We start from the raw sequence: 21,968 nt of genomic DNA, 5'->3' as shown, positions 1-21,968 counted from the left end.
CTGTCTGGGTTCTAAATGTGATGCCTAAAGCTTTGACAAGCTATCATTTTCAAACGCTCTGATTGCGCTTGATGAAATTACTTTTCAGCCTTGATTGCTGACGCTTCAATTTGCATCAGCACTTCATTTAACTTCTGTTCGAGCGCTGCAATTCTTTCATGCTGGGTTTCGATTATTACCTGCTGCTCTTGAATAGCTTTCAGGGCAATAACTCCAAATCCCGAATAATTCAATTGATACCAGCTTTCTTCGTCATCATGAGTAGCTTCGTAAACCAGTTCCGGAAAATGTTGCATTACATCCTGTGCCATAAAACCGATGCTGCGTTCCTGCTCTTCTTCGGTTTGCCATTCAAAGCGGTAGCTGAAGGCTTCGAGGGATTTCACCTTTGAAAGCACGGACGGCAAAGGCTCAATGTCCGTTTTCAGTTTCCGGTCAGAACTCGAAGTATAAACCCCGTTTGCAGCGCTGAAGGTACCCCTCAACGTGCCATTATAGAAAAACTCGAGGTTGTTGTTGTCGCGGGTAGCAATATTCCATTGACGGGTAGAAGTATTGTAGCTTCTGAGTGCGATCCCTTTTCTTCTGTTGGTTGATGTGGTGGTTGTATTGGCTAAGGCCCGGTGGTTTACCTGGAAGTCTGCATAAGTATTTGTGGCCAAGACATCATGGGAGTGTATGGTCACCTGGTCCCGGAAGGTTATTTCACCAAAGCGGTTCGCCTCAAAGATGGTGTCATTTTTTGTGGGACAGCCGCCAACCAGAAACAAGCCGGTATAACCAAAAGCATTGCCATCAACAAAAAAATCAAACCCACATGAGCCAATGCTATTGAAACCTTCGGTGAACGATAAACCACCATTTACGCCTGTATTAAAAGTAGTACCGCCAACAGTAAGGTATGTAGGTGTGGTATCTAACACGGTAAGATTCCAGTTGGATGGCATAGAGCCCCAGCTTGGGCCTATGTGTACACGGCCATTAGGAAAATCAATATCACCATTGAATTTGATATTCCAGGGGCTTACTGTATTTTTAGCCACTGGTGTCCAGGCTGATCCATTATAGCTTAAAAGATTTCCTATAGTTGCCCCCATGCTGTTCAGTTTTTCACTAGTAACGGCACCGTTAGCGATCTTTTCTGGAGTGATAGCACCATCAGCAATTTTTGCTCCAGTAACGGCATTGTTGGCAATTTTAGTTGTAGTAACTGAATTGTTGGCCAATTTGGCATTTGTAACCGCCGAATTTGCTATTGCAGGATTTGGATAAGTACCTGTCAGATCACCTCCGGCCGGACCAACAGGATTTGCTTTATTGGCATACAATGAATACGGTGTGCTTAAAAACTCCGTAGTGCCGGTAATTGTATAAGTGGTTCCTCCGTTGGGATCGGTTTCAGTTTTGAGGAAAAATGGGCCCTGATCCAGTTGCAGATCGTTGATAGAACCCTGAAGTGGCAAGCCGCCGCCAATTTGAAGTGTTACAAGTCCATTGACGTTTGTTTCCGGATTGGGATAATGCAATTCCTGATAAATGACCGTTCCCTCAGGCGATCCTTGCAGAATAGTGGTTCTGATCCCAACCTCACTGTTAACAATGAGTTGATTGCTGTTATCGCGAACCACAGCCTGGTAACCGATCCGCAATGGGGCCTGTGCCATTACACCGATGATCAATGATGATAAGATTGTTGTAGTAATTATCCTTTTCATGTTTTTGAGTTTAGTTGTTATTCTTTTGCCTGGGAAAATTGGTTCAAAGTGGGTGTGTATGTAAATTGGCGTGATTAATATTTGATAATCTTTTGAATTCCAATTTCTAAATCTCTTAATACCCTGATGAGGTAAACACCCGGCGGTTTATTTGCTATGCTTAAGCTGTATTGTTTTGCAACTGCTTCATTGGTGGTGAGGATCAGATTGCCCTGTGCATTGAATATCTCAATCCGGATGCTTGAGAACCCCTTATTATCAGTCATTTCAAGTGTCAGGTTTCCTGAAGTAGGGTTCGGAAAAACACTGAAAAAATTACTGCTTCTTTCGGGTTCGAAACCCTGAAACTCCTGATAAGATTCATTTTCTGCTGACGCAAGTATGCTTTCCGAATCATCGCAATATTCTGTTGAAATGTATGCATGAAGACTTCCACCGGGTAAAACCACGGTTCCCGGCAACAGAAAAATATTCTGGCCTGCAATTATGTCGGCATGGCCTCCATTCTGAACGGTAAATTGTTTCCCATCGCCTGCTATAGTTACTGTTTGTGTGGCATTGAAACAAAGCAGTTGACCGTTGCCAACGATAGTGTTGGGTACTTCAAGTAATGGCGGGATACTGGCAATCTCATCCCAGCTATGCTGCAGCCCAAGACTCAGACTCCCCTGGGCGGATGAATAATATTCAAAATCAATCAGACCGCCGGAAATACTCAGGTTGCCACCTGCGCCTGTGGCTTCGCCGCCAAAGGCAACAAATCCCTGTTGTGCAAAAAGGCTATTGGTTGTCCAGAAGAGGGTTGTCATATAAAGTAAGAAAAGTATTGTATGCTTCATGTTGTATGTATTTCTTTACTAGCAAGGTAATAAGGCGTTCCAGAGTGATCAGCGTACATCAAAAGGTAGTTTGTTCATGAAGTTTTGTAAGAGATTATATTTCACCCTGATGCTATTTATAATTGTTTTAAACAAGAAAAATACAATTTGGTTTATTTTGAATACTAAAACTTCAATAAAGTATCAGCCCTGGTAGCCAAACCTGAAGAATCCTGTTGTTGTGGTTTTCGGCACAACAAAAGACTTATATTTGTTTTTCAATGAAAACTTATGGCTTTAAGCTGGAACGAAATCAAATCCCGCGCTATCCGGTTCTCAACAAAATGGCAGAGAAATTAAAGCAATATGAAACTATAGGAAGCTGTGGAATAGATTGTGGGCTATGCCCCCGGTTCTATACCTCAGGAAATTCGGCTTGCCCGGGTTGTGGCGGATTGAACTTTAAAGAGAAACATCCTTCGTGTGGATTTCTGACTTGCTGCGTGATCAAAAACAAGTTTGAAGTTTGTTCCGATTGCCCGGAGTATCCTTGCAAACGATTTGATTCAGAGAAAAATGGCTATGACTCATTTGTGACCCATAAAAAGGTTTTTGCAAATCTTGATTTCATCCAGTCCAAAGGGATTGAAAAGTTCCTAGAAAACCAGAAGACACGAATGGAGATTTTGAATGAACTGTTGAACAATTATGATGATGGCCGCTCAAAAGGTTTTTATTGTCTCAGTTGTGCTTTACTACCCGTGGACAAATTACATGAAACCCTTGGTTTTGCGCAAAACCTGAATAACGAGCTTGAACTCAAAGAAAAGAGCAGGCATATTAAAGATTTCTTAATTAAAGTTGCTGATTCACTGAACATAGAATTGAAGCTGAATAATAAGCGATAATTCAAACCGGCAAAATCCGAAATGTAGCACAATGCTATCCTGAAAAATTGAATACATCGCAGAGATAAGCAAATGAATTCAGCTTGTATAAAGGAAAACCATACGGTTGGCCTGCATCAATCAGCGCTTATTTTTTTTCTACTTTTGCGCCATGATAAAAAACGAAGATTCCCTCAAAAAAATAATATCCCATGCCAAGGAGTATGGGTTTGTTTTTCAATCCAGTGAAATTTACGACGGACTTAGCGCTGTGTACGATTACGGCCCGTTTGGAGTTGAGCTGAAAAAGAATATTGCCAACCATTGGTGGAAAGCCATGGTACAGCACCACGAAAATATCGTTGGGCTGGATTCAGCCATTTTCATGCACCCCACCATTTGGAAGGCTTCAGGCCATGTGGATGCTTTTAACGATCCAATGATTGACAATAAGGATTCAAAAAAACGCTACCGAGCCGATGTTCTGGTTGAGGATCACATTGCTAAAATTGAAGAGAAAATAGAAAAAGAAGCCGAAAAAGCCGCAAAACGTTTTGGCGATAGCTTTAACCGTGTGCTTTTTCTTGAAACCAATCCCCGCATCGTAGAGTACCAGCAGAAAATCGGGGAAATCAAGAGCAGGTTGTATTCGGCCATGGAAAAAGAAGATATGGCTGCTTTTAAAACCCTCATCGAAGACCTCGAAATTGTGTGCCCCGTTTCCGGCAGCCGCAACTGGACAGAGGTTCGCCAGTTCAACCTGATGTTTTCTACGCAAATAGGTTCTCTCAGCGAAGGTGCGAACACTATCTATTTGCGACCCGAAACCGCACAGGGGATTTTCGTGAACTTCCTGAACGTTCAGAAATCAGCCCGCATGAAAATCCCCTTTGGGATCGCACAGATAGGGAAAGCATTCAGAAACGAAATTGTAGCCCGTCAATTTGTGTTTCGCATGCGTGAGTTCGAACAAATGGAAATGCAGTTTTTTGTGAAGCCGGGAACCGAAATGGAATGGTATACCTATTGGAAGGAAGCACGCATGAAATGGCATCTTTCGCTGGGTTTGCCTATTGAGAAATATCGTTTTCACGACCACGATAAACTGGCGCATTACGCCAATGCCGCCTGCGATATTGAGTTTGAGTTTCCCATCGGGTTTAAGGAACTGGAAGGAATTCATTCCCGCACCGACTTTGATCTTAGTGCCCATCAGAAATTCTCTGGTAAAAAGCTCCAGTATTTCGACCCGGAAATCAATGAGAGCTATGTTCCTTACGTTGTCGAAACTTCTATCGGCCTCGACCGCACTTTCTTTGCTGTACTCAGCAATGCTTACGAAGAAGAAAAACTCGACGATGGTAGCGAGCGGGTAGTTTTACGAATTCCGCCTGTTTTGGCACCCGTAAAAGCAGCCGTGCTTCCACTTGTTGCCAAAGACGGCCTGCCCGAAAAAGCCCGCGAAATCATGGACGAGTTAAAAGTTGATTTCCGCTGCCAGTTTGAGGAGAAGGATTCCATTGGCCGCCGTTATCGTCGGCAAGATGCCATTGGCACGCCTTACTGCATCACGGTTGACCACCAAACCCTCGAAGACAATACCGTCACCATCCGCGAACGCGACAGCATGATGCAGGAAAGGGTTGATATCGGGCAATTACAGGAAATTATCAGAAAGAAACTCAGGCCGCAATAGCCGAAGAATTACTCATCAAGTTTTTAATTAATCAGGGTCATTCCTTATAATTCTGTACAGTTTTGCAATCCGATTGCAAAATTGTACAGATTTGACTTTTAAAACTGTAAGGTTACTAAAACCAATTGTTTCCAGACTTTCAAGATTATGTCTTTTCTATGTGTGCTATGTGTCTATGTGGTTCAAATCAATTTTCCGCTTGGACCCAATATCATCTCCCTCAACCCCTCCGCCCAAATATCCGAATCATTCAGCACTTCAGCGAGTTGCATGGTTTCTCCACCGTTTTCTTTGAATAATTCTTCATACTCCACGCCAATTTCGATAATGGTTTCAAGGCAATCGGTTACAAAGGATGGGGCAAAGACCAGAATTTTCTTTTTGCCGGATTTTGCAAGGTCAACGATAACCTTGTCGGAAAAAGGTGTGAGCCAGTTTTTATCCAACCTCGATTGGAATGCAACGGTATATTTACTTTTCGCAATTTTTAATTGGTCAGCCAGCAGCCTCGTGGTTTCATGGCAAGTGGCTTTATAGCAATATGCACCGTGTTCCGGCATTGTTACTTCACAATTGCAGTTGTGAACGCTTATAGTTGGGTGAACCTTGTTCACATGCCTGTCGGGGAGGCCGTGGTATGAGAAAAGAAAATGGTCGTAATCGCTTAAATTGTATTTGCTCACTTGTTTCAAGAAAGCATCAAGGTAGGCGGGATGATCATAAAACTGTCCCATAAAACGAATTGATGGAATCACATTCCACTTGCTTATTTGTTTCAGGATTTCATCGGTGGCCGTGCCGGTGGTGGAAGAAGCGTATTGCGGGAACATGGGCACAATCACCACCTCGTCAAACTTTCCTTCTTTTATTTGCTGAACCACATCCTTCAGAGCAGGTTTTCCATAACGCATTGCTACAAAAACCTTGTGATCCCTGCCAAGTCTTGCTTCCAATTTCCCGGCAAGTCTCTCAGACAGGTAAAGCAGCGGTGAACCTTTTTCTGTCCAAAGCATTTTATACAGCTTTGTTGAGTTGCGAACCCTGAAAGGGATGATAATCAGGTTCACCAGCAATTTTCTAAATAACCAGGGAATGTCAATCACCCTCGGATCGTTCAGAAACTGCGTGAGGTAAGTGTAAACTTTACGAACCTTTGGCGCTTCCGGGGTTCCTACATTGGCAAGGATGATGGCGGTTCTCATATAATCTTTGATATTTCAGTGGCTTGTTTAATACGATCGGCAATGCCGATGCCGTCGCGGATATTGCCGGCAAGGATCAAACCCGGATGCTGTTCTTCAAGTTCGTGAATGCGCTGCAGCCTTTGCGGGGAAGCTATATCGTACTGCGGTATCGCATGTTTGTAGCGGTGAATTTCGGTAAAAGCAGGTTCAGACAGATTGGTGTGTAAAAGATCCGTCATCTCTGAATTCACAAACTCAAGTAATGTTGTGTCATCCATATCGTAGATTTCCGGTTTCTTAACGCCACCAAGAAAAACCGACAGCAGCGCACCGTCTTCAGGAACCCGGTTCTGAAAAATGGACGAAGGGAAAAGCACACCCAGGATTTTACGGTTTTCTTTCGTTGGAACCAAGCCACCGAAAGCATTCAATACAGGCCCATTCCATTTCCTGAAAGCCATGATCACCTGAACCACCTTTGCATAATTCAACTTTGTAACCGGCAACAGCTGATTTGGGTCAATAAAATCAAATAAATCCGTCAGCGTATAAGCGCCGGTTGTTGTTACAACTTTTTCAGCCTGAACCTTCACCAGATCATCATTGCTGGATTTGAAACCAACAGTAAACTCATTACCGTTTTTTGCAATTTTTATGTCTTTTGCTGAAAACACCAGGCGCTCTTCTGGAATATTTTTTACGAGTGCGGCAATCAGCTTACCTAATCCACCTTTAGCTGAAAACACCTTGCGCGTGGCTTTGCGATCACGCTGGCTTCGTGGCTCCCGGGCTTTCTTGACAGCGCCTTTGATAAAACTGCCATAATTCTGTTCCAATGCATAGAGTTTGGGCAGCGCATATTTTGTAATGAGTGAATCAGGATCGCCGGCATAAATTCCGGAAATAAAAGGGTCCACCGCATAATCGAGATAGGATTGGCCAAGGCGGCGTTTCACCAGTCCGGCTATTGATTCCATCGGGTCATCGCCTTTTTTACGGAATGGCTCTGATAGAATTCCGAATTTATCTTTCCAGCTAAACAGAGGCGTTTTAACAGCAGCAAGAAATCCCGATGGCAGTGCATGCCATTTCCCATTTTTTAGTATCCAGCGATTTTCAGCTTTTGGATCGGCAAGTTCCAGCTCGCAATCGGGAGAGAGCATTTCGAAAAGCTCGGCTACTTCCGGGTGGGCGATGATTCCGGTGTTGGGACCAATTTCATAAGTAAAACCGTCATGATGATGGGTTCTGATTACACCTCCCGCCTTTTCATCTTTTTCAAGTAGGATAAAATCAACACCCTTGCGCTGCAATAAATATGCGAGGGTGAGGCCCGTAAGCCCTCCGCCGATGATTACAACTTTTTTACTTCGTTCCTCAATCATTCTTCAAAGAGTTCTTAGTTTTAACATTTTGCTTTTGGTTCAACATTTTCTGAAACTTCATTCTCAACATGCTTTCTCAACAAATCTGGCTTTAGCAACATCAACAATCCAAAAGCCACAATACTCAACAATGCCTGGGTCAAAAATAAACCATCATATCCAAAGCTATCGGCGAATTTTCCGCTCATCACGCCCAACACCAAACCGCTGAGGTGAGTAATCACAATTTGCAAGGTAAAATCGGTGCCTTCGCGACCGGGTCGCACCATGTCCATTGCTGCAGTGTAAACGGCAACCATAGAAGCACCATAAGCCAGCCAAAGCAGAAAGATTCCGGCATACACTGCTACTGTAGTAGGTTCACCCGAAATACTCATCACATAAAAGTAAATCCCTGCCAGCAAGCTTAATCCAAGAAAGTATCGAAGCGATTTCGCGTAACCGATCTTTTTCACAATAAATCCTGCAAAAATGGAGGCGACCAACGCAATGCCGGTTCCAAAAATTCCAGCCATCAAGCCAATGTCTTTTGCATTGTAATTCAGGTCAACCAGGTAGGGTTTCAGCATTGCCATGATGCCCATTAAGCCGGAATAATAGAAAAATAGTATGATGATCCATTTGTACATTCCCGGAACCCGAAAAAATCCGGTGATGTCAGCAAGGTTCACACGTACACCATGCACAACGGGTTTATCACAGGCCTTGCGGTAAAAGGCAAGCGGTATCAGCGCAAGCAAAACAAAAACGGCAAGAAAGAATAGCAGGAAAAACCATCCCAGGTAATAATACACAACCAGCAACACACCGCTACCGATCAAATGGCCAGCAAAACCTCCGGCCGACTGCATACTGTTTCCGTAGCCCCTCTCCTTCTTTTTCAGAATGTGGATGGCAAAAGCATCGGTGGCAATATCCTGAGTTGCAGAGGCGATTACGGCCAGCAACATAAGCACCACAATAAGGCTGAAATTCACTTGCAGGCTGAAAAAGCCAATTGCCAAAATAATTCCGGCATAAAAGAATTCCGAAACATAAATCCAGCGCTTGAAGTGTCCGAGGCTGCTGGTGTTGTTATCCACTATCGGAGCCCAAAGAAATTTCAACACCCACGGCAGTTTAACAAGTTGAAGCATGCCGATAGCTTCCAGGGAGTAGTTTTCCTGCCGCATAATTACAGGTACTACCGTAGTGAAAAAACTCATCGGTACTGCCTGTGCAATGTAAAGATTGAATAAAACGGGGTACTTCTTCCAGTCGGTGTTGGGCATTAAATCAGGTGCTTGAGTTTCGATACTTACCTATATATTGTTCGTTTGTATTGTGATGCAGTTGTCATACAGTTGTCATACAATTGTCATACAGTTGTAAAGCCTACCGCTACTGCTACTGCCTACTGCTACCGCCTACTGCTACTGCCAACTGCCTATTGCTAACTGCCAACTCATTATCAAAAGGCTCTATTCTGGAACGAATAAATTTAGAGGCTTAGTGTCAGGTTGATTCCAAAGTTAAAAGGTTTTTCCGGCTGGTAGTAGCGATTTCCTATTGCCTCAAAATAAAAAGCTGAATAATCAGTATTTAACAGGTTCCTGACCCAAATATCCAATCCCAGTTTATTCCGTTCCACTCTCAGCTTGAGGTCGGCTATTCCGTAAGCGCTTTGAGCATAACCGTTACTCTCATTCCAGTAGTGCTCGCCAACTCCGCGATACAAGGCTGAGATCTTCATGCGATCAGCAACTGGATTTTCAGGAAATTCAATCATCTTGTTCAACTGGATTGCAAAAGTATGTTTCGGGATGTATGGTATGAAATTCCCGTTGTAATTCAAGTTATCATTTACCACATGAGAAATAAATGTTGCATGTGTGAACCCGTAGGACAGCATTGTTTCAAAATTATACGGCAACCTTGCCCTGGCGCTTAACTCCGCGCCCTTACTCACCGAATGGCCTGCATTTTTCAACATGGAACCTTGTCCGCTGGGAACAGTCTGGTAAATCTGCTGGTTGCTCCAGTCAATATAAAATAAGGCAGCTTCCATTTGTAATTTATTCTGCATCAATGACGTTTTGAACCCAACTTCATAGTTCCAGCTTTGTTCGGGGTCGAACATCAGATCTTCCTCGTCTTCATAAATGGCATTGAACCCTCCGGTTTTATATCCTTTTGAAACCAGGGCATACACGTTTGAATTTTCCGTCATGTAGTAGTTCAGGGCCACTTTTGGCGAAACCACAGTAAACTGCATGGAAGGGAACAGAGTATCGCTGCTTATGAAAGGGTTTTCATTTACAAGCACATTATTACTGAACGCCAGTTGGTTGGTTTCAAGATCGAACCTCACACCAAGAACCAGAGACAAGTTTTTGAGCAGAAAATCATTCACAGTAGACTGATGAAAAACTGCCAGGCCTTGTTTGGTTTCGGTAAAATCACGCAGAATCAACATATTGGCTGGCAGATTGCTTACGGCCACATTCCTGTCGAATTCCTGGTAAAAACCGTAAGCGCCTACAAGCCATTCATACCTTTGTTTCTTATTCGACTTCAAAATTACCTCCTGCGAAACCATGTTCTGTAACTGCGCTTGTGTGGCGATAAACAAGGGGTTAGCCGTGAAATCCTGATCAACATCCTGGAAATCGTTCAGGTATTGATAGGAGGTAGTTGCAACAACATCAAAAGCGCCGGCCTTATAGCTTGCGATGAAACCGTTTGATAAAAGGTCGCGGTCGTAACCTGATTCGTGGTTGTAGTTAATCTCGCCTGTAACATTGGCAGTATCGGTTACCAATGCATATGGATATCCGCCCTGATTGCTGAACTCCATGCCCAACACATTTTCCAGCGTCAACCTGTCATTTACTTTCCAAACGAGGCGGTTCCTGAAACCATATAGATCCATGTGATCCACTTTGCTGTCGTTAAACTGGTTGGTAAAGAACCCATCGTTATGACGGTAATTCAGCGAAAGTGAATACCCAAAATTGGCTACCGGATTGGCAAAATGACTTATCCCGGCAGCGTATTGCCCGTATGAACCTGCCGATACCATGAACCTTGTGCCTGTAAAATCCAATGGCGAACGGGTGATGATGTTGATGATTCCACCCATTGTATTGCGGCCATACAGCGTTCCCTGCGGCCCGCGCAGCACTTCGATGCGCTCAATATCAAAGAAATCAAAATCAAATGCCGCCTTATCGAAGTAAGGTACATTGTCCACATAAAGCCCGATGGAAGGCTCATTAATGCGCGAACCAATTCCGCGGATGTAAACCGGCGATGTGAGTTTGGATCCGTAATCGGGCATAAAGAAATTAGGGGTGAGTGATGTTATGTCTTTTACAGTTTTGATTCCGGCTTCGTTGATTGTGCGGGAAGTAACTATTGAAACAGAGCCCGGCAATTCGCGGACGGTGGTTTTTTCCTTGGGTGCGCGGATGGTGATCTCGTCAAGCAATACCTGTGGCATTTTGATGGTATCACTTTGCAGATAAACCAATTGTGCCTGCATATTAACTGCCACTAAAGTAAACAATGCTATAATAGGAATAAGCTTTATCTTGTTCATGTTGTATGTTTTAGAAAGATTTATTTATACCCTTGTGATGCTGTCTCTGCTAAACCCTGTCATCTTGATCCGCCACGGCGGATAAGAATCTAATATTCAAATAAATAGAAATCATTAACCGCGTTCAGGATGACAAGATTCAACCTTTTGAGACCGCCTAAATACAACCAGCTACCCGAACAATCAGGCAGGTGGTTATTTTGGAGACAATCTGAAACTATGCTAAAACGGGTGGGGGGCGGACAAATAATTGTCCGGATAGATAAGACGAATTCGGTGGTTCAGTGCCAGTGAAAAATTCAATTACAGTTGTCGGTGGTAGTTTTAGAAGCCCGCTTGGTTCAATGGGTTCGGAACAATCCTGAGGGGTTTCATCAAAAAAGAAAACATCAGCAAAGCCGGAGCTTTGGGGTTGAACACTGATCTCATTGGATTGCTCTTCATGCTGTTCTTCCAGAACACCAGCCTTCATTGCCTGCAGCGATGCAAAAGCAAAGGTGGCAAAGTAAATAATGCCAACCAGGATGTAGGGCAAATGTGTTGAAAACAGTCCGAAGAAAAACATGCTCGCGCAATTTTGAGCAAAAGTAGCAAAAAGGTATTGAGGTACTGCAAAAGAAAATAGAATCAGAGAAATTTAGAACGGGTTTAAATAAACATCGAAACATGTCTCTATATGAATACCGGACTGAGTTCAATTTTTAGCTCCTAAGTCACGGACTTATACTACTTATCTCTGGTCACATCAGGTAGTGATATTTCTCCGGATCAAATTTCTTAACTTCTCAAACTCATACCCCGACTTTTCTGAATTCTCTTTAAGCAAAAGCGAAATATCTAATGCCCGCACAATGCCGTCTTTTAAAGATGAATCATCCCGATTGTCTTTGCTTGCTTCAGCCATGTATTTGAATAATCCCAGCGAAAACACCCAGCCCACCAATTCCTCAAAATTCTCCTTGCTGTAATACCAGACATCCTGGTAAAGGTTCACACCAATGAACTCTTTAACATGAGCATCATCAAGCATTTGAAGAAAACCAGAAACTGGTTTCTCCTGAATTCCGGAAACGTTTTTGAGCTCTGCAGGTCCTGGGAAGAACAAACCTGTTTCATGTTTAAGCAGAAGTTTAATCAGTGTGATGTCGAGTGCAATGTCCTTTTCTCCCCTACCGGTTCTTTTCAGTAAATTTTGCAGGGGTTTATCCAGCAAAAGCCCATTTATCAAATGGAGTTTGTCGCTGATGCCCGATATTTCCTGAAGTGATTCAATTGCGAAATAAGCAACAAGTATGTTCACGTTTTCACGATACAGATTCCTGCTGCCAACCACCAGCATTTCATCGAGCGAGTTGACTTGTGTTTTTGAAAAATAGTCAGCATGCAATTCTTTTTTTGTGTGAACCAGCTCAAATGTGTTTTGAAGTGCGTTTAGCGAACCGGTGAACGTTTCCGTGGAAAATTGCTTAACGGATTCTTCGCTTAGTTTTGATTTTACCTGATCCGCAAAGTATTTATGACGTTGGATGATAAAATCAGGATCAGGAAGGGAATTGTTTTCTTCTTTCGGGTTGATCAATTCATCAATTATGTAATTGATCAAGTCATCTGCCAGCAGATGTTCAAAAGCTTCATGAACGTTTTTCAGACGGGATTCTTCGATCAGGCTGTCAATACTCTGAACGCCTTTACCGTTGAGTTCGTCACAGAGTTTTTCATACACACCACTCTCATCAAACACCTCCCTGAAATCCATAAACACGCGGTATTCGAAACCCTGCAGGCCCCAGCCAAATCCATTTTGATTTATTTCATGGCCACTGCGCAGGAACTCAAGCCCGGAAACATGCTCCCGAAAAATGCAATAAAACTTCGTATCAGGATTAATTGAAAGTGCCTCACCCAGATTTACTGTAACTGCTATTTTATCCGCACCTTGTTTGGTGAGTTTTGGTGCTGAGGTGTGGATTTGTCCGGTGGTTGCCTCATATTTATTATTAAACAGCACCAGCGCCCGGTCATTTCCCGAACGGTTCGTATAAGCAAACACATTTTCATTCACGTGGCCATGATCAGCGACAAAATCGAAGATATTGAATTGATCCACTTCGCTGAAAACGTATCGCTTTTGGGTCAAAGGGAAAATCTCGCGCTCATGCCTTTCTACCAGCCACCGGTTGGGTTCTTCGTTGTAATAGGCCCGTTGGTATTCCATGCCGTATTTCTCGGTGTAGCCCTCAATCTGCCCGTGGGCAAACATGGGCAGGCCCGGCAGGGTAGACATGAGCACGCACACACCAAAATATTTATCGTCCGAACCAAACTGGCGGATGGCAGTTTCCTCATCCGGATTGCTCATGAAGTTCACGTAGCGCTTCAGGATTTCAGGTTCGAACTCCAAAGTATTGGTGATGAGGTCGCGGTACTTTTCGTTTTCTTCGTTCTTCAGCATGTGCATGAAAGCCGAGTTATACACGCGGTGCATGCCCAGGGTTCGTACAAAATAACCTTCCATCATCCAGAATGCTTCGGCCAGCAGCAAGGTTTCCGGCATTTCATTATTCATGCGATCTACTACTTCGCGCCAGAATTCCACCGGAAATAAGGCATCAAATTCATCTTCGCTCATGGCATAATCAGTGCGTGATGGAATATCGCCTCCGCTTCCCGGGCGCGGATACCAAAGGCGTGAAAAATGCTTTTTGGCCAACGTCATTGCCGCATCAAAGCGAATGATAGAAAACCTGCAGGCAACGTCAAAAATTTTGTTGATTACGGCTTCACGTACTTCATGTTTGAGCATATCAAGCTGGGCGGTATCGTTCCAGGGCATATTGGTGCCGTCGTTGCCGTGATAGATGTAGCGCACATCGGCAAAGCGCTTGTCAATGCGCTGGAAAACCACAGCAGCATCCGATTTAGAATAATAACCATCGTCAATCCTGATTTCGATATCCGGATGTTGCGAAAGGTTCTCACCAGTGAACCTGTAAGCCGGAAATGGCGGCTGCTGGCTCTGTATAAAATAATCAGGGTTTTCTAACACCCATTTTGAAAAAATTCCGCTGTGGTTGGGAACCATGTCGCTGGCCAGACGAATTCCACGGGTTTTAGCCCGTTCGTTCAAATTCTGATAGGCTTGTTCACCACCAAGATCAGCTGCAATTTCATAATCATACAATGAGTAAGCTGACGAAACCGCATCCGTATTGCCCATGATGTGCTTAATGCGTTTTGAAGCTTCACTTCGCTCCCAGATTCCGATCAGCCAAAGGCCGTTGAAATTCCAGCGGGCAATCTGATCAAGTTCTTCATCAGGAACCTGATTGAGGAGGCGGATTTCCCGCTGATATTTCTTTGAAAGCTGGTCGAGCCAGACGTAAGTGTTTTTTGCCAGCAACACCACACGCGGCATCCAGTGGGTGTCGGTGGTGAAATTTTCGTATTCTTCGTAATCCTTTGCGGCGTCATTGGCAAACTGGTAACCCGATTTGCCCAGGGTGAAAGATGTATCGCCCGCTTTATACGTTGGAACGTTGAATGATGCATCGCCTGCTTCGTAGGTGGGGACAATGGTTGGCGCTTCGCCAAAACCTCCTCCCATTTGAACGTCCTCTTTCATCAGGTCTTTGCCTTTGAGAACACGAACCAGGATTTTCTCCGGCAGTATGCTTTTCCAGTTTTCAAGGATGTATTCCAGTTGCGCAAACAAATCGGCAGAAGCTGCCTGCAAGGGTGTTTTCAACAAAGTAAACACATCCTGGTTTTTTGGCCCGAACGGAGGTTCCTTTGCAATGAATTCGCTGAGTGCATCAGCAAAGCGCCTGAAGATTTTGGGTTCGGAAAGATATTCCTCATCAAAGAACTCCTTCAGTTTTTTGTTGGCCGGGTTGAAATTGGCCAGGATTAGCATCATGGCTTCTTCAACAGCAATGGCTGCATTGGACCGTTCACTGGTTTGGCCCTGCAGATATTGTTTCGCTGTCTGCTCGCCGTTGTAAACCGGAGCAGGAGGAAATTTCTCAATAAAATCCTCGAGCAAGCCATTGAATGCCTTTTCGCCAATTTTCCCGCCGATTGCTTTTACTGCTTTTTCAAACACATCTTTATTCACATTTGCTTCGTATTCGCGCAAAACCAGGTGAAATATTTCATCAATCAGTCCGGCAGCATTCACCTCGCCCGGATAGATATGCTGCTCCGGTTCGCGCATTTGGTTCACACGATGCACAAACTGCCTTACGGCAATAAAATCGGCGAAGATGACATTGCCATCGGTGGCAAACAATGTTTCTTCGAGCTGGTATTTTTCACGGACCTGTTTCGCAATATGAAATTCAAACATGGGTTCTTTTTTTGTGATACAGTGTTACTGTGATGCAGTAATGCAGTGTTGGAGTGATGGATTAATAATTCAAAATTTTAGATTTAAGATTCAGAGATTTACAAATGTCAGCTATTTTGAATTTGATATTTTGGAATTTGGGTTTTAAACTTTGGATTTTGGGCTTGGGGCTTGAGACTTTGAACTTTGAGCTTTGAGCTTTGGATTTAGCCCTTTACTTGTTATTATACAGGCTCATCGTCCTGTCAATGCCAATGGTAGCAAAGCTTTTTACCATATCAGCTGCCATCAGCACTTTGGGTTTAAGAAGTTCTTCTTCTGCCCGGGTCCAACGCCCAAGTACATAGTCCACCTGGTATCCTTTTGCAAAATCATTTCCAATACCGAATCGCAAACGGGGAAAGTTTGTGGTTCCCAAGATTTCAATAATGTGGTTCAGACCATTGTGCGAACCGCCACTTCCTGCTGGTTTCATACGCAAAACACCTGAATCGAGATCAAGATCATCGCTGACCACCAACATGTTCTCAACGGGAATTTTTTCTGTTTCCAGCCAATATCTAATGGCTTTGCCGCTGAGGTTCATATAAGTGGATGGCTTGATGAGCACAAGTGTTCTTCCCTTAAATTTTGCATTGGCCACAGAGGCATACCGTCCTGATGAGAAAGTGGCATTGAGTACGCCAGCCAGCGCATCAAGCACAATAAAACCAATGTTGTGGCGTGTGTTGGCGTATTCGTCGCCAATGTTTCCCAATCCGGCAATCAGATATTTCACTTGTTATGCAATTAAAATCAAAAAGCCGTCGGGGAAAGGATTTCATCAAAACAACCGTAGATTACTGGCTGTTCAGATAAAGTTCTCCTGACGGCTTTCTAAACTAATAGGAATTACTCTTTTGCTTCGCCTTCAGCCTCATGTGTTGCTTCTTTTGCTGCAGCTTCAGCAGCTTCTTCTTCTTCCTCTTCAGGTGTTAAGGCCAATACCCTTGCAGTACGAACGGTTACCACCATTGCACTTGGAGGATCAAGTAAATCAATATTTTTAACCTTCACATCCGAAACTTTGATAGAGCCACCAATATCGAGTTTGCTGATATCCACATCAATGCTGTCAGGAATATTCTCTACAAGGCCTTTAACCAATAACTTGCGAAACTTCTTAGTTAATTTTCCGCCACGCAGCACGCCTTTTGAGACACCAACAGTATTAACCGGAACAGAAACCTTAATCGTTTTCCCTGGCATTATTTCAATAAAATCGGCATGCAACACCGAATCGGTAACTGGATGATATTGTACATCCTGTAGGATCACATCATATTTTTTTCCGTCAACTTCAAGATTGATCAGAAATGCATCAGGAGTGAAAAGAATCGGCTTAAATGCTTTTTCAGTCATCGTAAAATGAACCTGTTCTTTTCCGCCGTAAAGCACGCATGGTACCATGCCATCTTTTCTGGCTTTTTTTGCATCTTTTTTCCCTACGTTCCCGCGAAGGGAACCGCTCATAGATACTGTTTTCATTTGTAAAAAATTTAAGTGATTTATAAAATTAGAATTTGAATAACGAGCTGATGGACTCAAAATTATGTACTCTTGAAATCACATCGGCTAAAAGTTTGGCTGTTGTAAGAACCCGGATTTTCGAACTTTGTTTGCGAAGCGGAATGGTATCGGTAACCACGACTTCGGTAAATGCAGAATTTTCAATTTGCTCATACGCATGATGTGTGAGAAGAGGGTGCGTACAAAAAGCCCTGACGCTGCTGGCACCATTTTCCATCATCAGCGTGGCTGCTTTTGTAATTGTATTTGCCGTGTCAATAATATCATCAATTAGAACCACATCTTTTCCGCTCACATCGCCTATCAGGGCCATGGTTTCAACTTCGTTGGGCTTTCCGCGCTGTTTGTAACAGATCACGAAACCGGTATTCAACATTTTAGCGTAAGCCGCAGCACGGCGTGTTCCACCCGTATCAGGCGAAGCCATAGTAAGATTGGGTAAATTCAATTGCTTGATGTAGGGCACAAAAATGGAGGAAGCAAAAAGATGATCAACCGGCACATCGAAAAAACCCTGGATCTGATCAGCATGCAGATCAATGGTGATAATGCGTTGCACTCCTGCGGCTGTAAGCAAGTTCGCAATCAGTTTACTTGCAATTGAAACCCGTGGTTTGTCTTTTCTGTCTTGTCGTGCGAACCCAAAGTAAGGGATAACAGCAACAATATGTTTTGCCGAAGCACGCTTGGCGGCATCAATAAGCATCAATAATTCAAAAAGGTTATCGGCCGGGGCAAAAGTTGATTGGATTATAAAGATTTCCTGACCGCGGATATTTTCCTCGAAGGAGGGCTGAAATTCACCATCGCTAAATTCAGTCAGGATAATATCGCCGAGTTTTTTTCCGTAGGATTCTGCAATTTTTTCGGCGAGATACCTTGATCCCCGACCTGAAAAGATGTTAACTACTGGTGACATTATTTGTTGGTTTTTGGGGTTGGCTGCCTGAAATTGAGGCGGCAAAACTACAAATATTTGCTGCGTTCTTCAAATTTATGATATGAATTGAAGCAAAGATATTTCAGAATGCTGTTTTTACTATCTTTGCACCTCGTTTAAAAACGACAAAGTTCTTTTGATGCCCGGATGGCGGAATAGGTAGACGCGTTGGTCTCAAAAACCAATGGGGTAATTCCCGTGCCGGTTCGATTCCGGCTCCGGGTACAGCGAAAAAAGGCTTTCAGCATCTGAAAGCTTTTTTTGTTTCTTTTAGTCCCTATTAAATAAACCGGTATGAAACTTCGTTACTTACTTATCTGATCCTTAAATCATTCTTATGAAACCAATTTTTTCCCGATTCATTATATACTTCCCTATTATCATCGCGATTAGCGTAATTGCCGGCATTTTTCTGGGAAGCCGGCTCATACGGGTTTCACCGGTCAACCAGGGAACTGTTTCCCTGCTGCAGCCTTCGCGATACAACAAGGTGAATGATGTTATCCAATTCATCCTGCAGGATTATGTTGATCCGGTGGATAAATCATTACTCGAAAAAGATGCGATTGAAGGAGTGCTCAAAAGCCTTGATCCACATTCGCAGTTTATCAGCGCCGAAGATTTTGCCGACGTGAATGAACCATTGCTGGGTGCCTTCGAAGGAATTGGCATACAATTCAGGATGGAAAGGGATTCCTGTACCGTGATCCAAACCATCGTTGGTGGGCCATCAGAACGGGCCGGACTCATGGCCGGAGACCGCATAGTAAGGGTTGACGACAGCCTGGTTGCAGGTGTTAACATGATTGACAGGGATGTGGTGCGCTTACTCAAAGGTGAGAAAGGATCTAAGGTAAATGTGAGCATTTACCGTCGCGGAGTATCTGAACTTATTGATCTGTCTATCATTCGTGATGTTATCCCAACTTACAGCATTGACATTTCATTTATGGTGAACGACTCAGTAGGTTACATCAAACTCAGTAAATTCTCTGCCACTACCCACGAGGAACTCCTCACTGCAATGGGCGATCTTAAAAAAGAAGGCATGCAGAAACTGATCTTTGATCTCAGGGGCAACTCAGGAGGCTACCTTCAGGCTGCCATCAGGGTTACCGACGAATTTCTTGAAAAAGAGAAACTCATCGTTTATACCGAAGGGCATAACCGGCCCCGACAGATGGCCTATTCAACCGGAAAAGGCTCATTTATTAACCTTCCTTTGGTGGTGCTGATTGATGAAGGTTCAGCTTCGGCAAGTGAGATCATTGCTGGTGCAATCCAGGACAACGACCGTGGTTTGGTTGTTGGACGGCGTTCATTTGGGAAAGGCCTTGTTCAGGAACAGTTGGATCTCTTCGATGGTTCCGTTGTAAGGCTTACGGTTGCAAGATACTATACTCCTGCCGGCCGCAGCATTCAAAAACCCTACGATAACGGTTTGGATGACTATTACCACGATTTTTACAACCGTGTTGCCAGTGGCGAGTTGGACGATCCTGAAAGTATTGAGTTCAACGATTCACTGAAATATGCTACCGCTGGTGGAAGGGTTGTTTATGGCGGCGGTGGTATCATGCCCGATATCTATGTAACGATTGAACGGGATGAAAATCTCACTTATTTCAACACAGTGGCAAACCAGGGGCTTATTTACCAATTTGCCTTCGATTACACTGATTCACAGCGCGAAGCCCTGAAAAAATATCCTGATCCCGGGGTATACAACAAAGATTTCCAGATCACTGATGCCGTTTTCAATGATTTTGTTTCATACGCCGAAAGTCAGGATGCGAAGACCGAGAAAAAAAGCATACAACAATCAAAGGAAAGGATCAACCATCTTCTGAAATCATATATTGCAAGAAATATATTTGATGACGAAGGCTTTTATCCCATTTTCCTTGAAACCGATAAGATCTTTAATAGAGCTACTGAAGCTTTGAATACCTGGAATATCGGAAGTCCCGTACCATTGGCTTTGGCAGGAACTACTCAACAGTAACCGACTTGGCCAGGTTCCGCGGCTGATCAACGTTACAGCCCCGCATTACAGCAATATGGTATGAAAACAATTGCAACGGAATAGTAGCAACCAGGGGAGAAAGCAATTCATCTGTTTCAGGCACTTCAATTGAGTAATCAGCCATTTCTTCAATGGTTGTATCCCCTTCATTCACAATGGCGATGATAATTCCTTTCCGCGCTTTCACTTCCTGGATATTGCTTGCAACCTTATCATAAATGGTTTTATTGGTGGCCACAACTACCACGGGCATTTCTTTGTCAATAAGGGCGATAGGGCCATGCTTCATTTCCGCCGCTGGGTAACCTTCGGCATGAATGTAAGATATCTCTTTGAGTTTCAGTGCGCCTTCAAGCGCAACTGGGAAATTGCATCCCCGCCCAAGGTAAAGGGCATTTTTGGCATCTTTAAACTTAAAGGCAATGTCTTTAATATGTTGGTTCGAAGCCAATACCTTTTCAACTTTTTCGGGAATAGAATCCAATTCATGCAGCAGTTGGTGAAAGCGGGAATGCGAGATTGATCCTCTTTTGTTGGCAAGACGCAGCGCCAGCATGGCCAGCACAGTAACCTGGGCTGTAAAAGCTTTGGTTGAAGCAACGCCTATTTCAGGGCCGGCGTGCGTATATGAACCGGCATGGGTGGCACGTGCTATCGAACTTCCAACAACATTGCAGATGCCGATGATGGTTGCACCTTTTGATTTGGCCAACTCTATGGCAGCCAATGTATCAGCGGTTTCTCCTGATTGGGAAATGGCAATTACAACATCGTCTTCGTAGATCAACGGGTTCCGGTATCTGAACTCAGACGCATATTCAACCTCCACCGGAATACGCGCAAGTTCTTCAATCAGGTGCTCGCCTACCAAACCCGCATGCCACGAAGTTCCGCATGCTACAATAAGAATTCGGCGGGCATTTACCAGTTTCTGTTCGTATTCTAAAATCCCGCCAAGAGCAACAATCCCTTCATTAAGCTTTATCCGGCCTCTCATGCTGTCGCGGATGGAACGGGGCTGCTCATAGATTTCCTTCAGCATGAAATGATCAAATCCACCTTTTTCCAATTGGCTCAGGTTAAGCTCCAGTTTTTGCAGATAAGGCGTTTTTTCAATGTTGGCAATTGTTCGGATTTTAAGCCCCTCGTTACGACGTATAATTGCTATTTCTTCATCATCAAGATAAACCACATCACGGGTATACTCAACGATAGGCGTTGCATCGGATGCCACAAAGAATTCGTTTTCACCAATGCCCACAACCAGCGGGCTGGCTTTTCGGGCGGCAATCATGAGGTCAGGATCACCTTTTGAGAGGATAACAATGGCATACGCTCCCACAACCTGGTTCAATGCAATCTGAACAGCTTTTACAAGATCAACATTTTCATTTATCTGAATATCTTCGATGAGATGGATAAGGACTTCGGTATCGGTTTCGCTTTTAAACTCATAACCGCGTGCCAGCAACTCAAGTTTGAGTGATGCATAATTTTCAATAATTCCATTGTGAATAATGGCGAGGTTGCTGGTGGGTGATTGATGTGGGTGGGCATTCACGTTGTTGGGTTCACCATGAGTAGCCCATCGGGTGTGAGCCATACCCAGGTTGCCGGAAACATCCTTCCCTTTAACAAAGGCCTCCAAATCGGCAACTTTCCCCTGGTGTTTATATAATCGCAGGCTTCCATCAAGCAATGCCACACCTGCGCTGTCGTATCCTCTGTATTCCAGGCGATGCAATCCTTTCATCAATAAAGGATATGCTTGCCTTTGACCCATATAAGCTACAATTCCGCACATAATCTGATTTTTAATTCAC

Annotated in this window: 15 protein-coding genes and 1 tRNA gene; 4 read left to right on the top strand and 12 right to left on the bottom strand. The window is 43.8% G+C overall.

What is annotated here, in order from left to right:
• Window positions 1-77: 77 nt before the first annotated feature.
• Together IH597_03750 and IH597_03745 are read right to left on the bottom strand one after the other, a co-directional pair.
• Complete coding sequence (locus tag IH597_03750; GenBank protein MBE0661560.1) at window positions 78-1,715, bottom strand: tail fiber domain-containing protein; 1,638 nt, start codon at window positions 1,713-1,715, stop codon at window positions 78-80.
• 74 nt (window positions 1,716-1,789) lie between these two features.
• On the bottom strand, window positions 1,790-2,554 hold the full coding sequence (locus IH597_03745) for a T9SS type A sorting domain-containing protein (GenBank protein MBE0661559.1): 765 nt from the start codon (window positions 2,552-2,554) through the stop codon (window positions 1,790-1,792).
• Window positions 2,555-2,814: 260 nt separating this feature from the next.
• Between IH597_03745 and IH597_03740 the strand changes: the two genes are divergently transcribed.
• Together IH597_03740 and IH597_03735 are read left to right on the top strand one after the other, a co-directional pair.
• On the top strand, window positions 2,815-3,441 hold the full coding sequence (locus IH597_03740; protein MBE0661558.1) for a DUF3795 domain-containing protein: 627 nt from the start codon (window positions 2,815-2,817) through the stop codon (window positions 3,439-3,441).
• Between the two features lie 151 nt (window positions 3,442-3,592).
• Entirely contained in the window at window positions 3,593-5,116 is a 1,524-nt protein-coding gene (locus IH597_03735) for a glycine--tRNA ligase (protein MBE0661557.1), read from the top strand.
• Between the two features lie 182 nt (window positions 5,117-5,298).
• On the opposite strand, the gene hemH is transcribed toward IH597_03735, so the two are convergent.
• The 9 genes from hemH to IH597_03690 all read right to left on the bottom strand — a co-directional run bounded on the left by hemH (window position 5,299) and on the right by IH597_03690 (window position 18,098).
• A complete protein-coding gene (gene hemH, locus IH597_03730; protein MBE0661556.1) occupies window positions 5,299-6,318 on the bottom strand; it encodes a ferrochelatase in 1,020 nt (339 codons plus the stop codon).
• Window positions 6,315-7,685 carry a protoporphyrinogen oxidase gene (hemG, locus tag IH597_03725; protein MBE0661555.1) on the bottom strand — a complete coding sequence of 457 codons (1,371 nt, stop codon included), beginning with the start codon at window positions 7,683-7,685 and terminating at the stop codon, window positions 6,315-6,317. Before hemG ends, hemH begins: the two co-directional genes overlap by 4 nt.
• Window positions 7,686-7,705: 20 nt before the next feature.
• A complete protein-coding gene (locus tag IH597_03720; protein ID MBE0661554.1) occupies window positions 7,706-8,956 on the bottom strand; it encodes an MFS transporter in 1,251 nt (416 codons plus the stop codon).
• Window positions 8,957-9,165: 209 nt separating this feature from the next.
• Complete coding sequence (locus IH597_03715; GenBank protein MBE0661553.1) at window positions 9,166-11,265, bottom strand: TonB-dependent receptor; 2,100 nt, start codon at window positions 11,263-11,265, stop codon at window positions 9,166-9,168.
• Between the two features lie 217 nt (window positions 11,266-11,482).
• Window positions 11,483-11,830: a hypothetical protein gene (locus IH597_03710; GenBank protein ID MBE0661552.1), complete on the bottom strand. Its 348-nt coding sequence runs from the start codon at window positions 11,828-11,830 to the stop codon at window positions 11,483-11,485.
• A gap of 180 nt (window positions 11,831-12,010) precedes the next feature.
• Window positions 12,011-15,610 (bottom strand): alpha-amylase, encoded by a 3,600-nt coding sequence (locus IH597_03705; GenBank protein ID MBE0661551.1) that lies wholly within the window; start codon window positions 15,608-15,610, stop codon window positions 12,011-12,013.
• Between the two features lie 214 nt (window positions 15,611-15,824).
• Window positions 15,825-16,388, bottom strand: a complete 564-nt coding sequence (locus IH597_03700; GenBank protein ID MBE0661550.1) for an aminoacyl-tRNA hydrolase — start codon at window positions 16,386-16,388, stop codon at window positions 15,825-15,827.
• Between the two features lie 113 nt (window positions 16,389-16,501).
• Complete coding sequence (locus IH597_03695) at window positions 16,502-17,137, bottom strand: 50S ribosomal protein L25/general stress protein Ctc (GenBank protein ID MBE0661549.1); 636 nt, start codon at window positions 17,135-17,137, stop codon at window positions 16,502-16,504.
• Window positions 17,138-17,165: 28 nt separating this feature from the next.
• Entirely contained in the window at window positions 17,166-18,098 is a 933-nt protein-coding gene (locus tag IH597_03690) for a ribose-phosphate pyrophosphokinase (protein MBE0661548.1), read from the bottom strand.
• Between the two features lie 162 nt (window positions 18,099-18,260).
• Here IH597_03690 and IH597_03685 point away from each other — a divergent pair.
• Window positions 18,261-18,344 (top strand) — tRNA-Leu (locus IH597_03685).
• 112 nt (window positions 18,345-18,456) lie between these two features.
• Entirely contained in the window at window positions 18,457-20,124 is a 1,668-nt protein-coding gene (locus IH597_03680) for a S41 family peptidase (GenBank protein MBE0661547.1), read from the top strand.
• Here IH597_03680 and glmS read toward each other — a convergent pair.
• Window positions 20,111-21,949 (bottom strand): glutamine--fructose-6-phosphate transaminase (isomerizing), encoded by a 1,839-nt coding sequence (gene glmS, locus IH597_03675; GenBank protein ID MBE0661546.1) that lies wholly within the window; start codon window positions 21,947-21,949, stop codon window positions 20,111-20,113. The two genes, IH597_03680 and glmS, sit on opposite strands and share 14 nt — an antisense overlap.
• Between the last annotated feature and the right edge of the window lie 19 nt (window positions 21,950-21,968).

Source organism: Bacteroidales bacterium, from assembly GCA_014860575.1.
Lineage (GTDB): Bacteria > Bacteroidota > Bacteroidia > Bacteroidales > JAAYJT01 > JAAYJT01.
The sequence above is the reverse complement of the archived record's forward strand: the minus strand, read 5'-3'. Positions and strand labels throughout refer to the sequence as shown.